This is a genomic window from Nonomuraea purpurea (genome assembly GCF_042650645.1).
GTDB lineage: Bacteria > Actinomycetota > Actinomycetes > Streptosporangiales > Streptosporangiaceae > Nonomuraea > Nonomuraea purpurea.
Window position 1 is genome coordinate 59,210 of the sequence record NZ_JBHSBI010000002.1, and the last position, 15,819, is coordinate 75,028.

Consider the following 15,819-nt stretch of genomic DNA (forward strand, 5'->3'; position numbering starts at 1 on the left):
CTAGAATTTTCTCGTGAGCTCGATCTGGAACCGCCCCGCGCCGCCCCGCCGTCCCGTGCTGACCAGGGAGGCGATCGTGGCCGCCGCCATTCAGGTCGCCGACGCGGAAGGGCTGGCCGCCGTCTCGATCAGGCGCGTGGCCGGCGAGCTCGGCGCGCGGGCCATGACGCTGTACTCCTACATCGAGCGCAAAGAGGACCTGCTCGCGCTGATGCTCGACGAGATCGCCACCGAAGTGCTCGTCGAAGGGCCGCTGCCGGACGACTGGCGGCAGGCGTTGCTGACGCTGGCCACGCATGAACGCGAGCTGGTGCGCCGCCACCCCTGGCGGGTCGAGCTGATCTCCCACCGCCTGGCCGTCGGGCCCAACGGGCTGCGGCACGTGGAACAGAAGCTGGCCGCCATCGACGGGCTGGGCGTCGACCGGCTGACGGCCTGGCGGTTCCTGGCCGCCTTCAACGACTACATGACCGGGTTCGTGATCAGGGAGTCGGCCGAGCGCGGGGCGCCCAGACAAGAGGGGATCAACGCGGCAGAACGGGCGGCCGTGGCGGAGCCGTACATCAAGGAACTGGTCGAGGGCGGCGAGTTCCCCCGGCTGGCGCCGATGATCGAGCAGGGCGTGCAGGGTGCCGACGACAACTTCGAACGCGGGCTGAACTGGGTGCTCGACGGGATCGCGGGCGAGCTGGCCGCCAGGAAGTCACCGTGAGGCATTCCGGAATCGGGGGCGACCCGGCCGGGCGGTAGCCTTACCCCCGATGAACACCGTCGTCTCCACGATCGTCATCGTCATCGCGCTGCTGCTGATGCTGGCGAGCCTGATCGTCGCCATCCGCGACCGGCCGATGGGCATGGTGCTGCTCGTCGGGTTCGCCGTGCTCGAGGTGGCCGTGCTGGTGCAGGCGGGTTTCGTGATCGCGGCCGTGGCCGGCGGCGCGGGGCCCGACGACAAGGTCACGCTGTTCGGCTACGTCGGGGGCGAGGTGCTGATCCCGCCCGCCGGGGTGTTCCTGGCGCTGGCCGAGCGGAGCAGGTGGGGCTCGGCGATCCTGGCCGTGGCCGGGTTCGCGATCGCCGTCATGACCGCCCGGCTGCTGCAGATCTGGCAGGGGATGCCGTGACCACCTCGATCGGCGCAGGTCCCGGGCGCGCGCTGATCGCCGTCTACGGGCTGTTCTCGCTGGCCGCGGGGGCCAGGGCGGCCGTGCAGATCGCGAGCAGGTTCGGTGAGGCGCCGCTGGCGTACTCGTTGTCGGCCTTCGCGGCGCTCGTCTACATCCTGCTCACCGTCGCGCTCTGGCGTGGCGCGCGCCGTCTCGCGCTGGTCGCGCTCGGCATCGAGCTGGCGGGCGTGCTGATCATCGGCACGCTCAGCCTCCTCGATTCCGCCGCCTTCCCCGACGCGACCGTCTGGTCCGCCTACGGCAAGGGTTACCTGTTCATCCCCCTCGTGCTGCCCTTCGTGGGTCTCTACTGGTTGCTGCGCCGGCGCTGACCCTCGGCTCCCATACCCAGGAATAAAGGGATATTTCGGTCCTGTTAAGGTGGTGATTCGTCCCATGATTTGATGAGTGGAGGATTTCCCCCGCATGAGTGTGCTCGCCCAAGAGTCCAGAGCAAGGACCGCGCCTCTCGCCTGGCTCCTCGTGCTGGGAATCGTCCTCGCCGCGCTGAACCTGCGTACCGCGGTCACCAGCGTCGGCCCGCTGCTCGACCAGCTCGCCGGCGCGCTCGGCATGTCGAGCGTCGGCACCGGCCTGCTCACCACGCTACCCGTGCTGGCCTTCGCCGGCGTGGGCGCGGTCACGCCCGCGCTGTCCCGGCGGGTCGGCGAGCACCGGCTGCTGCTGCTCGCCCTCATCACGCTGGGCCTGGGCATGCTGGTCAGGTCGCTGGTCGGCTCCGCGCCGGTGTTCCTGCTGAGCAGCGCGGTCGCGCTTTCCGGCGGGGCCGTCGGCAACGTGCTCATCCCGACGCTGATCAAGCGGCACTTCCCCGCCCGTACCGGGATCATGACCACCGTCTACACCACGGCCCTGGCGGTCGGCACCATGCTCGCCGCCGCCGCGACCGTGCCGATCGAGCGCGCCTCCGGCGACTGGCACATCGCGCTCGGCGTGTGGGCGGCGCTGGCCGCAGTCGCCGCCATTCCGTGGCTCGCGCTGCTGCGCAGCGAGCCGGAGCGGAACACGGCCGGACGGGGCACGGGCCTGCGCGCGATGGCCAGGAGCAAGCTGGCCTGGATGGTCGCGATCTACTTCGGCACGCAGTCGATGATCGCGTACATCATGTTCGGCTGGCTCGCCACCATCCTCACCGACAGCGGCTTCACCACCGCGCAGGCCGGGCTGGTGCTCGGCATCTTCACCGCGCTGAGCATCCCCGTCTCCATCCTCGTGCCCGTGGTCGCCTCCCGCTTCCGCGACCAGCGTCCCGTGGTGGTCGGGCTCGTCGCGTTCTACGCGATCGGCTTCCTCGGGCTCTGGGCGGGGCCGATCTCGCTGGCGCTGGTCTGGGTGGTGTTCGTGGCTGTGGGGATGGGCTCGTTCCCGCTGGCGCTGATGATGCTGGCGCTGCGCACGCGCACGCCGGAGTCCACGGCCGCGCTGTCGGCCTTCGGGCAGAGCGCCGGCTACCTCATCGCCGGCGCGGGCCCGCTGCTGGTCGGGGTGCTGCGCGAGCTGGCCGGCGGGTGGGCGCTGCCGTACGCCATGATCTTCGTGGTGCTGGCCGTGCAACTGCTGACCGGCCTGTACGCGGGCCGCGAACGCTACCTGGAGGACGAGACAATGACCAGGTGAAATCCACAGACGTCACCTTCCCCGGCGGCCGGACCAGCGGCCGCTCCCCGCTCGTCGGGGCCGTGCCGGTAGGGGACCTGCACGGCCTCGTCGTCGCCGAGACACCGTTCCACCCGCTCGACCACACCTGGCCCGACCAGCCCGCCGACAGAGGCGTGATCGGGGGCCTGCCGGTCGTCGACTGCGTGACAGGGGCCCAGTCGAACACCGGTGAGGTCTTCCTCGGCGACGCCATCCCGGTGCGGCGCGGCAGCGAGGGCTGGCAGTGGCTGGTCGTGCACGTGGCCGAGACGCCGCTGCCGGTGGGGGAGGAGGTGGACCTGGAGGTGGACGCCGCCTTCCGCGCGGCGCTCTCGGCAGGTCACACCTCCTGCCACCTGGCGGCGCTGGCGCTCAACGCGGCCCTGGCGCAGTGCTGGCGCAAGGAGGCGCCGCTCGACCGGCTCGGGCATCCCGACTTCGACCAGGCGGCGATCACGTCCTCGCGCATCTCGCCGCACGGCAGCGTGGACGTCTACCGGCTGGGCAAGTCGCTGCGCAAGAAGGGGTTCGCCGTCGACGCGCTGGACTGGGCGGAGGTCGCGGGGCGGGTGAACGAGCGGCTTGAGGCGTGGGTGGCCGCCGACGCGCCGGTCCGGCTGGACGTTCCCGGGCCGGGGCTGACCGCCCGCCGGACGTGGCACTGCTCGCTGCCCGAGGGCGAGGCGTCCATTCCGTGCGGGGGCACCCACGTAGGTCGTACGGGGGAGCTGGGGCGGGTCGAGGTGGAGTTCACGCTGGAGGAGGCGGCCCTGACCATGCGCACTGTCAGCATGTGTTGACAAGAGACGCCTCTGTCAGCATATGCTGACACCATGGAGGTCAACCAACTCGCCGAGGCGGCCGCCGGTCAGGACCCCGGCGTAGGGCTGCCGGCGGTGTCCGCGCTCAAGACCGTGCTGGAAGAACTCGAGGCCATGCACGTGTCGAACGCCCGCGCTCAGGGCTGGTCGTGGGAGCAGATCGCCGACGCGCTCGGGGTGCGGCGGCAGACCGTCCACCGCAAACACGCACGCAGGACGGGGAGGTAGTCACATGTTCGCCAGATTCACCCAGGACGCCCGCAGGGCCGTGGTCAAGGCCGGGATCCTCGCCCTCGACGCCGGCAAGCCCGCGCTCGACGCCGACCTGATGCTGCTGGGGCTGGCCGAGGTGCGGCCGTTCGCGCTGTCGTCGTTCACCGCCTCCGCCGTCGACGTGCGGGCCCGAGTGGACGTCGGCGACGCCCGCGCGCTGCTGGCCACGCTGGGCATCGACCTCGACCAGATCCACCGCCGCACCCGCGCGGGCACCGACGACCCCCGGCTGTGGCGCCTGCGCCGCTCGCGGCTGCGACCGTTGCGGGTCACCCTGTACGGGCCGCTGGGGCAGCTCCCGCTGGCCATGCACGCCAGGAAGACGATCGAGGTGGCGATGTGGCGTCCCGGGCCCGTCACGGGGGAGCGGCTGCTGTGGGGGCTGCTCGCCGACCACGCCAACGGCGCCGCACGGATCCTGCGCGAGGCCGGGGTGGACTTGAGCGCGCTGGTACGCGAAGCGGGCATCCCGTTCCGCCGCACCGCCTGATCGGACGGCTCACTCGTCGGGCCGTCTGTTTGGACGGCTCACTCGTCGGCCCGTCTGCTTGGACGGCTCACTCGTCGGCCCGTCGGGTCGGGCGACTCACTCGGCCGCCGTCCGGCCGGATGGCTTTCCTGGCCGCCGCCTGATCAGGTGGCTCACCTGGTTGGTGGCGACAGATGGGCGATCTTCTCCGGGTTGGCGACCAGGTAGATCGTGTCGATCCTGCCGTCCGAGATCAGCAGCGAGACCACCGTGACCACCCGCCCCTCCGCCGAGAAGATCACCGCGGGGGCGTTGTTCACGGCGCCCATCCCGAAGGACAGGCCCGCGCCCTCGGCCATGCCGATCGAGACCAGGAATCGGCCGAGGTTCTGCGGCGTGTTGATCGACAACAGATATCTGCCGACGTTCTCGGCGCCGGTGATCGTCCGCAGTGCCGCCCTGGCCTTGCCGCCGCCGTCGCTGACCATCGTGACCTCGCTGGACAACAGCTCGATCAGCCCGCCGAGGTCGCCTCTGGCGGAGGCGTTGACGAACCGCTCGGTGATCCGCCGCCGCTCGTCGCCGTCCACCTCGAAGCGCGGACGCTTCTCCCGTACGTGCTCGCGCGCCCGCCGCGCGAGCTGCCTGGTCGCCGGCTCGGCCCGCCCGATGATCTCCGCGATCTCCGAGAACGGCAGGTCGAACGCCTCCCGCAACACAAACACGGCCCGCTCCAGCGGCGACAGCGTCTCCAGGACCACCAGCAGCGCCATCTCCACCGAGTCGGCCAGCTCGGCGTGCTCGGCGACGTCGGGCTCGGTGCTGATCGGCTCAGGCAGCCAAGGACCCACGTACGACTCACGCCGCGACTTCGCCCACCGCAGCCGATCGATGGCCAGCCGCGAGGTAACCCTGACCAGGTACGCCTTGGGCTCCACGACAATCGACTCGTCCACCGCCGACCACCGCAACCACGCCTCCTGGACGACGTCCTCCGCGTCGGCCACACTGCCCAGGATCCGGTAGGCGACTCCGGTCAGCAGGCTTCGGTGCTCCTCAAAGGTCGGCATGAACCTATAGACGTATCACGGGGCCTTCGGCGTGACACGAGGGCTCCCGGACTCCGATACACTTGGTGATCGCAAGGGGCTATGGCGCAGTTGGTAGCGCGCCTCCATGGCATGGAGGAGGTCTGGGGTTCGAATCCCCATAGCTCCACTCCAATCAGGCGGCGGTGTCCTTCGGGCATCGCCGTTTCGCATGTCTGTGCATTGCGGACGTTCAGGAGTGAGGGCTATGGATTCGGTGGGCTCGTCTGAGGCCGGGCCGAATTGAGTCTGGGGTGGCTGCCCACGATGGCTGTGTCCTTCGCACGTGGCGATGCTGCGGCGGTAGGCGATCGCCGGCGTTCCCAATCTTGGAAATCAAGATCGGTATCCGATATGACGCAACAGAATCCGCAGCCGGCGCTCGATCTGTACAGCGGTCAGGTCTTCCGGATGCTGGAGCAGGACGGATCCGATTGAGCTGGCCAGGATGTCCATGATGACGCTCGGGTCGGTGTCCGCTGGGAGGTGACCGGCGTCGATGGCCTGCTGCGCGATTTGCGCCAGAGCGTTCAGCCGTGGCTGCAGGTAGCGCTCGGTGTAGGCGGTCACCAGTTTCGGGTAGTCGACTGAGGCGCCGATGACGCGCGCCATCAGCGTGCGGAAGCGAGGGCGGCTGAGAAGTTCGGCGATGGATGAGATCAGTTCATCGATCGACTCCCCGGCCGGGGCAGCGTCCATATCGGGGGCGCGGGCGTGTTCCAAGGCGGCCATCAGGAGGTCGTCTTTGGCCCGCCAGCGCCGGTACACGGTCAGTTTTGCCACGCCGGCGCGTTGGGCGACCGCTTCAATGCTGGTGCCCGCCGCGCCGCGTTCGATCAGCAGGTCCAACGCCGCCTCCAGGATGGCGGCATCGTTCTCTGGATCGCGTGGACGGCCGTGGCGTTCTATGCCGGCCACAGCACCTGATTCAGCCATGCCATCAGTTTGTCGGGTGCCGGATGGTCACGCCAACCGATGTGCCCGTCGGGGCGGATCAGCATCACGTTGGGCGAACTGGGCTCCACTGGCGTGAGCGCGACGATCAGGTCGGCGCCCAGTCGTGCTGCGGCGGCCTCGGCGTGGCGGGCGGCGACGTGCTGATCACCGGCGAGCACCGCCCAGCGTCCGGAGATCGCGGCGTGCAGCGTGGTCTGGCCGCCGTCAAGTTGTCGGCAGGTGAGGTCGGGCATCCGGTCGCCGGGGCGCAGCCCGGGCATCCACCGGTGCGCGGCAGAGGCCAGCGGTCCTCCCCGGTAGCTGATGCCGAGTTGGGAGGCGGCCAGCCACAGTCGGCGCTGTACTGCGGGCAGGCGGACGACCGGCAGGACGACGTTGTCGCGCAGCAGGCGTCTCCAGTGGGCGTGCGGCAGCATGATGCCCACGGCGGTGCTGGTGGCGCGCAAGACTTTGCGGGCCAGCGGCCGTCGTTCGCCTTCGTAGGTGTCAAGCAGTCGCTGGTCGGCGCGGCCACGGGTGACCAGCACCAGCTTCCAGGCCAGGTTTTCCGCGTCGCCCAGGCCGGTGTTCTGTCCCTGGCCGCCGGTGGGGCTCTGGATGTGTGCCGCATCGCCGGCCAGCAGGATCCGGCCGCGCCGGTAGGAGTCGGCCAACCGGCGGTGGATACGGAACTCCGAGGCCCAGGGGATGTCCGTGACCGTGTCGAGGGCGACGCCACTGCGGCGGGAGAACTCGCTCAGCACCCGGTCGCTGATCTCGCGTTCGGACAACTGGTCCGGCAGATCCGATGGTGGTTCGGTGAACACGCGCCAGGTGTCGTCCGGCAGTGCGGTGACCGACAGCATGTGACCGGCCTCCATCCAAGTCGTACTGCCGTTCTTGTCCAACGGCCACTGGGCCCGCACGTCGACCATCAGCAGGCGTTCGAGGAGTTTGCGGCCGGGAAAGCCGATGCCGGCGAGCTTGCGTACGGTGCTGTGCGCGCCGTCGCAGCCGATCAACCAGTGGGTCTCGATGTGGTGCTCGGCGCCATCGGCCGTCTGCACGGTGGCGGTGACGCCGGTGTCGTCCTGCCGAGCCGCGACCAGCCGGGTGTCCCACTCCACGTGGCCGCCCAGTTCGGCCAGGCGTTGCCGCATCGTGCCCTCGACCTCGGCCTGCGAGATCAGCAGCGTCTGTTTTGGCTGGTCAGCGACGGCTTGGCCGACGTGAAGGCGCAGCACGGTGCGCGATCCCTCGTTGTAGGACATGTTGAGCGAGGACTGGGAGCGCTGGGGCAGGTCGCCGAGCGCGCCGATGCGTTCCAGGACCTCGACGCCGCGTGGTTGCAGGCCGAGGGCGCGGGAGGTGGCGGCGGGGCCTGGGGCGGCGTCGATGACGCGGACGGGGATGTCGTGTAATGCCAGGTGGATGGCCAGGGCCAGCCCGGTGGGGCCGGCGCCCGCGATGAGTACGGTGTCAGTCACTTAGTAAACGATACGGTACCGATTACTAAGTCGGGAGTCGGGTATGTGTGATCACAGTCACCGCGCGTCGGTCGGAGGCTGCTCGGCGATACCGTGGAAATCCACCTGCGGCGCCGGGTTCGAGTAGGCGGTGACACCGGCCTGTCGCAGTGTGCGGGAAGTGGAGCGCCTGCTACAAGCCGGTCTGCTGAGTGGGCGCAGGGTTGGCAGGGCCCACCTGATCCGGGCCACGGTTCCTGGCCGCTATGCCCGGCCTCTCACGGAACTCCTGACGTTGGCCTTCGGGCGCACATTCTCATCGAACAGGAATTCGCCGCCCTTCCCGATGCGGGCGCGGTGGCGATCTTCGGCTTCTGGGCGAACCGATATCTGGGCGAGCCCGGCCCGCCTCCGAACGATATCGATGTCATGGTCATGGGCCGTCCGTCTCGAACCGATGTGTACGAGGCCGCTGAGCGAGTGGAGGCGAGGCTGGGTATCTCGGTCAACCCCGTTATCATCACTCGTGATCGTTGGACGCAAGCCACGGACCCCCTTGTCAAACAGATCCGGTCGTCACCGCTGATCTGGGTAAAGGGACACCCCGAGGAGGGCGCGTGATGCGCTGGAGTCGAGGCGAGGCGCTGGTGGAGCGTCTCCTCGCAGAGGGACGGCTCCAGAAGGTCACGGGTTCGGCTGCGGATGGCACTGACTGGGTGGAACGTGCCCGCCGCACCTTGCAGACCGCACAGGGGATCGCCGACGATCCCGACAGCGCTTTCATCCTTTCCTATGACGCCGCCCGGCACGCTTGTACGGCGGTTCTGGCGCATCAGGGCCTTCGACCTACCACGGCAGGCGGGCACTATGTTGTGGAGGAAGTGCTGCGAGCGCAGTTCGGTGCTGCCTTCAGGGAATTCGGCGCGCTGCGCCGTCGCCGTAACGAGATCGAATATCCGATGCGTCCTGGCGATGACGTCGAGCAGGCCGAGGCTGAGGCGGCGATCGCCACGACTGAGCGGCTGATCGACGCGGTCGTCGGCGTCAACCATGGAGCTCAATATCTGGGCTTGATCACCCGCACACCGTCTCCCTGGACGTGAACCCCACCCGGCACGACAGCCGGGCAGTCCCGCTGGCGTACAGCAAGAAAATCGGCCTCCAGCCGAACCTCGAAGCCGACCAGATCAAGATCGAAGCGAGCCTTGTGGCCCGCCCTCACCCGTCGATTTCCGGGACATCAGATATCGGTGACCAGCTTGATGGGCTGCCTCGTCACGACCGCTATGGTCATGAAGTCGCGATCGTCGCACAGCACCGTGAGGTTTTCCCGTTCCGCGGTGGCGGCAATGAGCAGGTCGGCTGGACCGGCCGACCTGTGCTGTCCAGTCTCGGTGAGTAGCTGCTGTACCTCGGCCGCGCGCTGCCAGGCGTGTTCGTTCATCGGTACCCAGCCGAACAGATCGTGGAGCAGACGCACCTTCTCCAGGCGGTCCGCAAGCGATCTCGCGGAGAAAAGGAACTCCAATTCGACGACCGGACAGGTTGCGATGACACCGGCGGCGAGCTGATCGGACCACGCCTGCCGCAGTTTGGGCTCCTGCAAGATCCGGAACATGCCGGAAGTGTCGATGAGATATAGGGCGGGTGTCACCGGCGGTAGGCTGCCTTGTTGCCGACGAAGTCATCGAAGTCTCCGCGGTCGGCCATCTCGCCAAGTGCGGTCAGGGCTCGCAGTCGCACCAACCGCTGCCCCACCTCGCGGAGAGCTGCGTTGACCGTGTCCTTCTTTGTCTTGGTGCCGAGAACTTCGGCGGCTATCGCCAGGGCCTCTTGGTCGATCTCGATCGGAGTCTTCACCATGGCCATTGGATCACCATCCTTCACGCACTAAGGATATCACGGATATCCGTTCTTGGTGTCTCGGATATCTCGACTTTGGATCAGTAGTTCGATCGCTCAGCCCACCCTCTCTAGTAGTGTCCATCGGGGCGCCGCCGTTTACGCACTGTCCGGCCGCCCAGACGGTCGAAGAGCTCGTGGGCCGGGCGTCCGGACCGTGGATGTCAGGAGCCGCGTGGGGTTACCAGGCCGGATTCGTAGGCGAGGACCACGAGTTGGGCGCGGTCACGGGCATGGAGCTTGGTCATGGCCCGGTTGATGTGGGTTTTCGCGGTCAGCGAGCTGATCACCATGCGCTCGGCGATCTGGTCGTTGGACAGGCCCTGCGCGACCAGGGCGACCGCCTCGCGTTCGCGGTTGGTCAGCCCCTTCAGCCCCGTGCCGGTGTGGAGCGGCTGGGTGACGTAGCGGTCGATCAGCTTGCGGGTGATCGACGGCGCCAGCAGGGCGTCACCGCGCGCGGCGACGCGTACGGCGTGCAGGAAGTCGTCCGGCACGATGTCCTTGACGAGGAATCCGGCCGCGCCGGCGCGTAGCGCGTTGAAGACGTACTCGTCCAAGCCGTAGTTGGTCAGGATGACGACGTGCACCCCGGCCAGGGCCGGGTCCGCGGCGATGCGGCGGGTGGCCTCGATGCCGTCGACGACCGGCATCTGGATGTCGATGAGCGCGACGTCGGGCAGGTGCTCCTTGACCAGAGCCAGGCCCTCCTGTCCGTCGGCGGCCTCGGCCACCACCTCGATGTCGTCTTCGAGGTCGAGGAGCGCGCGGAATCCGCTGCGAAGGAGCGGCTGGTCGTCGACCAGCAGGACACGGATCATGACGTTCGGTCCACGGGAAGTTCGGCTTGGACGGAGAAGCCGCCCTCGCCACGCGGTGCCGCCCGCAGGCGACCGCCGAGGGCGGTGACGCGTTCACGCATCCCGAGCAGCCCGACGCCGGGTACCGGGGCGGTGCCCGGTGTGGCCTTGCCGTCGTCGTCGACGCGCACCGCGAGGATGTCGGGACGGTAGTCGATCCGGACGGACGCCGTCGCGGCGGCGGCGTGACGGGCGATGTTGGTGAGGGACTCCTGGACGATCCGGTAGGCGGTCCTGTCCACCGCCGCCGGCACGTCATGACGTTGTCCCTCGATCGTCAGCGTCGCGTCCAGGCCGGTCGCCCGAGCCCGCTCGACCAGTTCCGCGACGTGGTCGAGCCCACGCGGCGGGGCCGTGTCGTCCTCGCGCAGCGCCTCCAGGGTCGCGCGTAGCTCCCTGGTCGCCTCACGTCCGGCCTCCTGGATCGCCAGCAGGGCGTCCGGCACCTGTTCGCCCCGCTTACGGGCCACGTGGACGGCGACTTCGGCCTGCACCTTGATGATCGAGATCTGGTGGGTGAGCGAATCGTGCAACTCCCGCGCGATGCGCAGCCGCTCCTCGTCGGCGCGGCGCCGCGCGGTCTCCTCCCGCGTGCGCTCGGCTTCCTCCGCCCGCCGCTCGGCCTGGCGCAGCGCTTCGCCGGCGGCGCCGGCCGCGACCAGCCAGGCCAGTTCGAGGGCGCCTCGGGCCTGCGCGAACGCCTCGCCCGTGTCGTGCAGGCCCGAGGCCAGGGCCGCGAGGGGGAGAAGGACCAGCATGGTCACGCTCGCCGCCACCGTGATGGCGCGGTGTCCCGCCCGCACGGCCGCGTACACCGCGAACAGGAACGCGACTGCGGGCACGTCGAAACCGGCCGCCTGGTAACCCACGGCGCACAGCCCGGTGACGGCCAGGACGGGTACCGGCGCGCGGCGGCGCGCGGCCAGCCCCAGGCCGCCGGCCGTCAGCAGCACGTAGCCGAGCAGGGCGGGGTACGTGGCGGGGTGTTGCCCGGACAGCCCGGTGACCAGCAGCGTCGCCGCCACACCGACGGCGATCGTCCAGTCGATGACGCTGATCCGTCCCCTGCTCATGCGCGCACTTTAACCGAACGCCCGCGCGGGCGACTCCTGCGCGCGGACGATCGGCCGGCTACCGCGGACGCGGTACTTTCGCGGCTCGTGCGGCGTCCGTGGCAGCCGGCTACGGGATCGGCGGCAGCGCGAAATTGTCCGCGTTCGGAAGACGACCGGCGGTGGGTCCACCGGACATCATCAGGCGACCGACCAGTCACAGGAAGACGAGGAGCGTCTCATGTCCGTCCGTCATCTGCTCGCCGCCGCAGTCGCCCAGGTCGGAGGGCTTGCCACTCCGGCGGTCGCGCACGTACTGGCGCCGCCGGACCCCGTCAGTGCCTACGCCTTGACCGCCGGGCGTCTCTGGTCCGTGGTGGCCGCGCTGCTGGGGCTGGCAGGCGTGGTCATCGGCGGGCTGGCTCTGGCCCGCCCCGCCGGCCGTCTCGGCACCGGCAACGGAAGGCGCGGGGCCATCGTGGCCCTGGCGGCGGGGCTGGTCGGCGCGGTCGTCGGCGGACTCGTCGTGGGCGCCGCCGAGGGCGGGCCCGGCACCGGCTACGGAATAGTCGGGGGCTACGTGGCCCTGGTGGTGGGGCTGATCGCCATGCTTCTGGGCGGGCTCGCCCTGGCCCGCGCCCGCCGCGTCTGACGGTCGTCACCCACGCTGCGCCACCAGCAATCGCTGCCCTGGCGCCCGCTGCGAGCACAGGCCCCCTTCCGGGGACGGCCATCGCTCACGGTCAACGGCGGTGTCCTTCGGGACACCGCCGTTTTCCATCCCATAGACGGCCGTTGGTTGTCGATCGTCCTCCCTCGACAAGAGGAATGACCAACCGGGATCGTCCCTTACGGGGTCAGATGGTGACCTTGCAGGTCGCCGTCGCCGTCTTGGCCGGGTCGCTCTCCGAGGTGGCGGTCAGCTTCACCGTGCCGTCGGCGGCGGCGCCCGAGGCGTGCTTGGCATAGACCTCGACGGTCGTTTGCTGGCCGGCCTTCGCGGTCGCGAGGGCGTTGGGCAGCCAGGCCGACCATCCCGTGCCGGACGCGGTCGCCGACAGCCGGTAGACGTCGGAGTCGCTGTAGGGTGCGGTCCCGCGCGTGCCGGTGTTGGCCAGTGGCAGGGTGCACTTGACCCACTTCGCCTGCGGTGCGGCCACGCCCTTACCGGAGGTCAACCGGACTCCGCGGCCCTGTGCTCCCGCGCCGTCCAGCGATCGGATCGCAACCGTGTACGACAGGATCCCCGTCGTGTCACGCTTGACGTTGAGAACATAGAAGTGCAGCCGGTTGGCCTGGTCGATGTATTCGTACTGGCTGCCGGAGTCGGTGCCGGCCTTGAAGAGCGCGTCGGAGAGTTGCCGGTAGTCACCGATGGTCATCTTCTGCGGGGTGCCGTTCGGCAGGACGAAATCGGTCTTGTCGATGTCCTGGGGGTTGGCGTCGATGGTCCAGATGAACGGGGCCGTGTCGGCGTTCTTGGTCTTGGCCAGCAGCACGCCGTTGTCCGGGGTGAAGGAGTCGGCCCCCATCCGGTCGACGACCTCGACGGTGTAGTTGTTGTAGCCGCCGCCGTCACAGTAGGGGTCGGTCGCGGTGTCGCAGGCAGGGCTCTGGTCGCTGTTCATGGCCAGGTTGATCCCCGCCAGTTCGCCTGTGCCCGGTTGGGCGGCGCGGGCCTTCACCTGGGCCACCACCACGCCCGAGCCGCTCAGGCCGTCGCGCGTCAGGCTGAGCACGTTCGCCTGGTCGACGATGCCCATCCTCAGCTTGTTCCTGAGCATGTGCTGCGCGCCCATCGAGCTCCCGGCGGTGCCGGGGATCAACCAGCGGCTGTGCGGGCCGCCGGGGCCGTTGAAGGAGCCCCGGGCCAGCATCTCCCAGGGCCCCGAGTAGTCGCGCCGCGGCGGGACCGAGTAGGGGTTGTTGTAGTTGTCGGCGATGCCCAGGATGTGGCTGAACTCGTGGGCGAAGACCGCCTGTCCGTTGCTCTCCGTCTGAATGGAGCTGCCCACAGTGGTTTCGGTGGGGAAGCGGGCACTCGGCCAGATCGTGGCCGTGGACCGCCAGGAGGTCCAGGGCACGTAGCGGGTGCGGTTCCAGTTGGGCAGCGCGGTGTCGGGCGGTCCCCACTCGTCGGGGACGTCCTCCTTGGTGTTGAACTTCATCTGTCCGAACTCCTGCCAGGTGGAGGTCTCGTCCTGACCGGGGGTGAGGTAGAAGATGAAGTCGAACTGCGCGGCGGCCTCCTCACCGATGTCGGCGGTCCACGCCGGCATCGCGTCGGTCCGGAGGTCACGGCTGCAGGTGTCGCCCGCCGGGCACCCCTCGCCGCCCTGCATGGTCGCTTCGATGCCGTACTCGTGGCTCTTGCCGGGCATCCGGTAGGTGCCGAACGCGGTCAGGTCGATGCCGTAGCGACCGCCCGAGTCCTCCATCCAGTACTCGTGGAGGGTGTGCCCGCGGTTGAGCTCGCCGGGTTTGTTGAGGAAGTCCTGGTAGAACTTGGCGACCTGGTCCGGTGGAATGTCACCGGCCGTGGTCGGGTTTCCGTAGATGGTGGAGTTCTTCGGCTGGGTCACGACGAAGGGCTGGTCGGGATAGTCCACCAGGACGACCGCGCCCTTGAAGTTCTTGATCGACCCCTTCTTCGCCGGGTCGTTCCAGCGGGTCCCCGGGACCGCCTTGTAGTCGTCCCAGGTCATCGTGTCCGGCAGTTCGTAGTCCTGCGCGTCGATGGGGGACGGCGCGTCGGCCGCCAGCGTGCGCGTGGCCTGCGCCTGCTGCCAGGGCTGGGTCTGTGGCCAGTGCCGCATCTGCCAGGGGTTGGCGGTGGGCGGCGGTGGGTCCGCCGGTGCCGCGACGGCGGGTGTGACGGGCAGCAGCACGGCCCCGGCCATGGGCAGCGCCCACAGCCTTCTCCACTTGCTTAACCTGCCCTTGGCGCGGATCCCGCGCGGGTCAGGGGTCTTGCCGGTATTGCCCATTCCAGGTCCTCGTCTTCAGGGGGTTCTGTGCGGCGGCAGGCAGGTGAGGCGTCCGGTGACGCCGCCACGGGGCCGGCGCACGACGGGCCCAGAGCGGTGATCAACGAAGCGCCCCTGAGAGTGGATGATCTCTGACAACCTGCTTTACCATCCCGCAACGACTGGTCGAAACTATACAAATGCAGCGGGCTGTTTCACCGTGATCGTGACGAAGATCATGATGTGGTGGCAGCCCCATTGGCGTGGACCGCTCCAGAAAACGTGCGGGATCGTGGGACATATGAACGACGACGTCTACTCGGGGCACCACTGGCGTTCCCTGTACGAGAGCGTTATCGGCCACGAGGGCGACGGGCTGACCGACATGCTGCTGGGGTGGCTGGATGAGCATCCGGCGCACGTGATGGAGCTGCGGGAGGCGGGCAGGCCGGAGAGCCACCTGATCCCTTTGGGGAAGCCTTCTCAAAGGGGTTACAGCTCGCTGTGGCGGTTGTACGCCGTGAACCGCATCCTCGACCTGCTCATCCTGAACTACCAGGATCCCCCTGACGATTCGGCGGCGATCACGGATGAGACCTATCCCCCGGTCGGTGTCTATCCTTCCTTCTGCGAGGCGCTTGGCGCGGACCGGATCGGTCGGCGCGGATTCCACCCGTTCTTCCACGAGATCGTCGAGGTGCGGCAGGCCGACGACCCTGATCAGCCACCCTCCATCGTCCAGGAGCGCTGGCCCGGTTACATGTTGGGCTCGATGCTGTTGATGCGGGCCGGGGTGGTTGTCACTGCCGGGGCGCGGCACCTGGTCGCGGGGGTGGCCGACCGGTCCATCCTGTACTGGACCTTCTGGCGCCGGTCACGATCCACCCACGACCTCTCGCACGACTGGGGGCATAACTCCCAGTGGAGGACTGACTTCCGCCGCGACTACCTCGTCGACGGCCGAATGCATTACAACGTGGACAAGGTCCTGGATCCGGACGATGAGGATGAGGACTGGGAAGGTGACGAGGAGGTCCTGGATCCGGCTTCGATGATCGAGGTTGTCCGGTACCGGTGCAGCACCGTTGTCGATCACGGTGGTGACCTCTTCCCCAACAACGATCACCATGTCGAGCCGGCCCCCGCGGACTGACCGCCGCA

At 68.8% G+C, this 15,819-nt stretch carries 19 protein-coding genes and 1 tRNA gene; 12 read left to right on the forward strand and 8 right to left on the reverse strand.

The window, feature by feature from the left end; translation table 11 throughout:
* Positions 1-13: 13 nt before the first annotated feature.
* The 7 genes from ACFOY2_RS03825 (at position 14) to ACFOY2_RS03855 (ending at position 4,409) form a co-directional block, all read left to right on the forward strand.
* Positions 14-712, forward strand: coding sequence for a TetR/AcrR family transcriptional regulator C-terminal domain-containing protein (locus tag ACFOY2_RS03825; protein ID WP_379526501.1), 699 nt, complete (start codon positions 14-16; stop codon positions 710-712).
* Positions 713-761: 49 nt separating this feature from the next.
* Positions 762-1,124 (forward strand): hypothetical protein, encoded by a 363-nt coding sequence (locus ACFOY2_RS03830; protein WP_379526502.1) that lies wholly within the window; start codon positions 762-764, stop codon positions 1,122-1,124.
* A complete protein-coding gene (locus tag ACFOY2_RS03835) occupies positions 1,121-1,498 on the forward strand; it encodes a hypothetical protein (protein ID WP_379526503.1) in 378 nt (125 codons plus the stop codon). Before ACFOY2_RS03830 ends, ACFOY2_RS03835 begins: the two co-directional genes overlap by 4 nt.
* Positions 1,499-1,592: 94 nt before the next feature.
* On the forward strand, positions 1,593-2,804 hold the full coding sequence (locus ACFOY2_RS03840) for a CynX/NimT family MFS transporter (RefSeq protein WP_379526504.1): 1,212 nt from the start codon (positions 1,593-1,595) through the stop codon (positions 2,802-2,804).
* A complete protein-coding gene (locus ACFOY2_RS03845; protein ID WP_379526505.1) occupies positions 2,801-3,625 on the forward strand; it encodes a metal-dependent hydrolase in 825 nt (274 codons plus the stop codon). The genes ACFOY2_RS03840 and ACFOY2_RS03845 overlap by 4 nt, the downstream gene beginning before the upstream one ends.
* 33 nt (positions 3,626-3,658) lie before the next feature.
* Complete coding sequence (locus tag ACFOY2_RS03850) at positions 3,659-3,874, forward strand: helix-turn-helix domain-containing protein (RefSeq protein ID WP_379526506.1); 216 nt, start codon at positions 3,659-3,661, stop codon at positions 3,872-3,874.
* 4 nt (positions 3,875-3,878) lie between these two features.
* Complete coding sequence (locus ACFOY2_RS03855) at positions 3,879-4,409, forward strand: Clp protease N-terminal domain-containing protein (protein ID WP_379526507.1); 531 nt, start codon at positions 3,879-3,881, stop codon at positions 4,407-4,409.
* 152 nt (positions 4,410-4,561) lie between these two features.
* On the opposite strand, the gene ACFOY2_RS03860 is transcribed toward ACFOY2_RS03855, so the two are convergent.
* Positions 4,562-5,458, reverse strand: coding sequence for an RNA polymerase sigma-70 factor (locus ACFOY2_RS03860; RefSeq protein ID WP_379526508.1), 897 nt, complete (start codon positions 5,456-5,458; stop codon positions 4,562-4,564).
* A gap of 75 nt (positions 5,459-5,533) precedes the next feature.
* Between ACFOY2_RS03860 and ACFOY2_RS03865 the strand changes: the two genes are divergently transcribed.
* Positions 5,534-5,606: transfer RNA gene (locus ACFOY2_RS03865), tRNA-Ala, on the forward strand.
* Between the two features lie 206 nt (positions 5,607-5,812).
* On the opposite strand, the gene ACFOY2_RS03870 is transcribed toward ACFOY2_RS03865, so the two are convergent.
* Together ACFOY2_RS03870 and ACFOY2_RS03875 are read right to left on the reverse strand one after the other, a co-directional pair.
* Positions 5,813-6,412 (reverse strand): TetR/AcrR family transcriptional regulator, encoded by a 600-nt coding sequence (locus tag ACFOY2_RS03870; RefSeq protein WP_379526509.1) that lies wholly within the window; start codon positions 6,410-6,412, stop codon positions 5,813-5,815.
* On the reverse strand, positions 6,382-7,899 hold the full coding sequence (locus tag ACFOY2_RS03875; protein WP_379526510.1) for an FAD-dependent monooxygenase: 1,518 nt from the start codon (positions 7,897-7,899) through the stop codon (positions 6,382-6,384). Before ACFOY2_RS03875 ends, ACFOY2_RS03870 begins: the two co-directional genes overlap by 31 nt.
* 336 nt (positions 7,900-8,235) lie before the next feature.
* Between ACFOY2_RS03875 and ACFOY2_RS03880 the strand changes: the two genes are divergently transcribed.
* Positions 8,236-8,499 carry a hypothetical protein gene (locus ACFOY2_RS03880; protein WP_379526511.1) on the forward strand — a complete coding sequence of 88 codons (264 nt, stop codon included), beginning with the start codon at positions 8,236-8,238 and terminating at the stop codon, positions 8,497-8,499.
* Positions 8,499-8,981, forward strand: a complete 483-nt coding sequence (locus tag ACFOY2_RS03885) for a HEPN domain-containing protein (protein ID WP_379526989.1) — start codon at positions 8,499-8,501, stop codon at positions 8,979-8,981. The genes ACFOY2_RS03880 and ACFOY2_RS03885 overlap by 1 nt, the downstream gene beginning before the upstream one ends.
* Positions 8,982-9,118: 137 nt before the next feature.
* Here ACFOY2_RS03885 and ACFOY2_RS03890 read toward each other — a convergent pair whose 3' ends face one another.
* The 4 genes from ACFOY2_RS03890 to ACFOY2_RS03905 all read right to left on the reverse strand — a co-directional run bounded on the left by ACFOY2_RS03890 (position 9,119) and on the right by ACFOY2_RS03905 (position 11,713).
* Complete coding sequence (locus ACFOY2_RS03890; protein ID WP_379526512.1) at positions 9,119-9,532, reverse strand: PIN domain nuclease; 414 nt, start codon at positions 9,530-9,532, stop codon at positions 9,119-9,121.
* Entirely contained in the window at positions 9,529-9,765 is a 237-nt protein-coding gene (locus ACFOY2_RS03895) for a type II toxin-antitoxin system VapB family antitoxin (protein WP_379526513.1), read from the reverse strand. The genes ACFOY2_RS03890 and ACFOY2_RS03895 overlap by 4 nt, the downstream gene beginning before the upstream one ends.
* A gap of 179 nt (positions 9,766-9,944) precedes the next feature.
* Positions 9,945-10,601: a response regulator gene (locus ACFOY2_RS03900; RefSeq protein ID WP_379526514.1), complete on the reverse strand. Its 657-nt coding sequence runs from the start codon at positions 10,599-10,601 to the stop codon at positions 9,945-9,947.
* Positions 10,598-11,713, reverse strand: a complete 1,116-nt coding sequence (locus ACFOY2_RS03905; RefSeq protein WP_379526515.1) for a sensor histidine kinase — start codon at positions 11,711-11,713, stop codon at positions 10,598-10,600. The genes ACFOY2_RS03900 and ACFOY2_RS03905 overlap by 4 nt, the downstream gene beginning before the upstream one ends.
* Positions 11,714-11,933: 220 nt before the next feature.
* Between ACFOY2_RS03905 and ACFOY2_RS03910 the strand changes: the two genes are divergently transcribed.
* Positions 11,934-12,344, forward strand: coding sequence for a DUF6223 family protein (locus ACFOY2_RS03910; protein ID WP_379526516.1), 411 nt, complete (start codon positions 11,934-11,936; stop codon positions 12,342-12,344).
* A 205-nt stretch (positions 12,345-12,549) separates the two neighbouring features.
* Here ACFOY2_RS03910 and ACFOY2_RS03915 read toward each other — a convergent pair whose 3' ends face one another.
* Positions 12,550-14,679, reverse strand: a complete 2,130-nt coding sequence (locus ACFOY2_RS03915; protein ID WP_379526517.1) for a M6 family metalloprotease domain-containing protein — start codon at positions 14,677-14,679, stop codon at positions 12,550-12,552.
* 280 nt (positions 14,680-14,959) lie between these two features.
* On the opposite strand from ACFOY2_RS03915, the gene ACFOY2_RS03920 reads away from it, so the two are divergent.
* Positions 14,960-15,811 (forward strand): hypothetical protein, encoded by an 852-nt coding sequence (locus tag ACFOY2_RS03920; RefSeq protein ID WP_379526518.1) that lies wholly within the window; start codon positions 14,960-14,962, stop codon positions 15,809-15,811.
* Positions 15,812-15,819: the final 8 nt, after the last annotated feature.

Bases quoted from the DNA above. Each gene is read 5' to 3' on its own strand.
- ACFOY2_RS03840 (WP_379526504.1), top strand. From the start codon at position 1,593: ATGAGTGTGCTCGCCCAAGAGTCCAGAGCAAGGACCGCGCCTCTCGCC.
- ACFOY2_RS03920 (WP_379526518.1), top strand. From the start codon at position 14,960: ATGAACGACGACGTCTACTCGGGGCACCACTGGCGTTCCCTGTACGAG.
- ACFOY2_RS03850 (WP_379526506.1), top strand. From the start codon at position 3,659: ATGGAGGTCAACCAACTCGCCGAGGCGGCCGCCGGTCAGGACCCCGGC.
- ACFOY2_RS03885 (WP_379526989.1), top strand. From the start codon at position 8,499: ATGCGCTGGAGTCGAGGCGAGGCGCTGGTGGAGCGTCTCCTCGCAGAG.
- ACFOY2_RS03905 (WP_379526515.1), bottom strand. From the start codon at position 11,713: ATGAGCAGGGGACGGATCAGCGTCATCGACTGGACGATCGCCGTCGGT.
- ACFOY2_RS03900 (WP_379526514.1), bottom strand. From the start codon at position 10,601: ATGATCCGTGTCCTGCTGGTCGACGACCAGCCGCTCCTTCGCAGCGGA.
- ACFOY2_RS03915 (WP_379526517.1), bottom strand. From the start codon at position 14,679: ATGGGCAATACCGGCAAGACCCCTGACCCGCGCGGGATCCGCGCCAAG.
- ACFOY2_RS03855 (WP_379526507.1), top strand. From the start codon at position 3,879: ATGTTCGCCAGATTCACCCAGGACGCCCGCAGGGCCGTGGTCAAGGCC.
- ACFOY2_RS03910 (WP_379526516.1), top strand. From the start codon at position 11,934: ATGTCCGTCCGTCATCTGCTCGCCGCCGCAGTCGCCCAGGTCGGAGGG.
- ACFOY2_RS03870 (WP_379526509.1), bottom strand. From the start codon at position 6,412: ATGGCTGAATCAGGTGCTGTGGCCGGCATAGAACGCCACGGCCGTCCA.
- ACFOY2_RS03860 (WP_379526508.1), bottom strand. From the start codon at position 5,458: ATGCCGACCTTTGAGGAGCACCGAAGCCTGCTGACCGGAGTCGCCTAC.
- ACFOY2_RS03830 (WP_379526502.1), top strand. From the start codon at position 762: ATGAACACCGTCGTCTCCACGATCGTCATCGTCATCGCGCTGCTGCTG.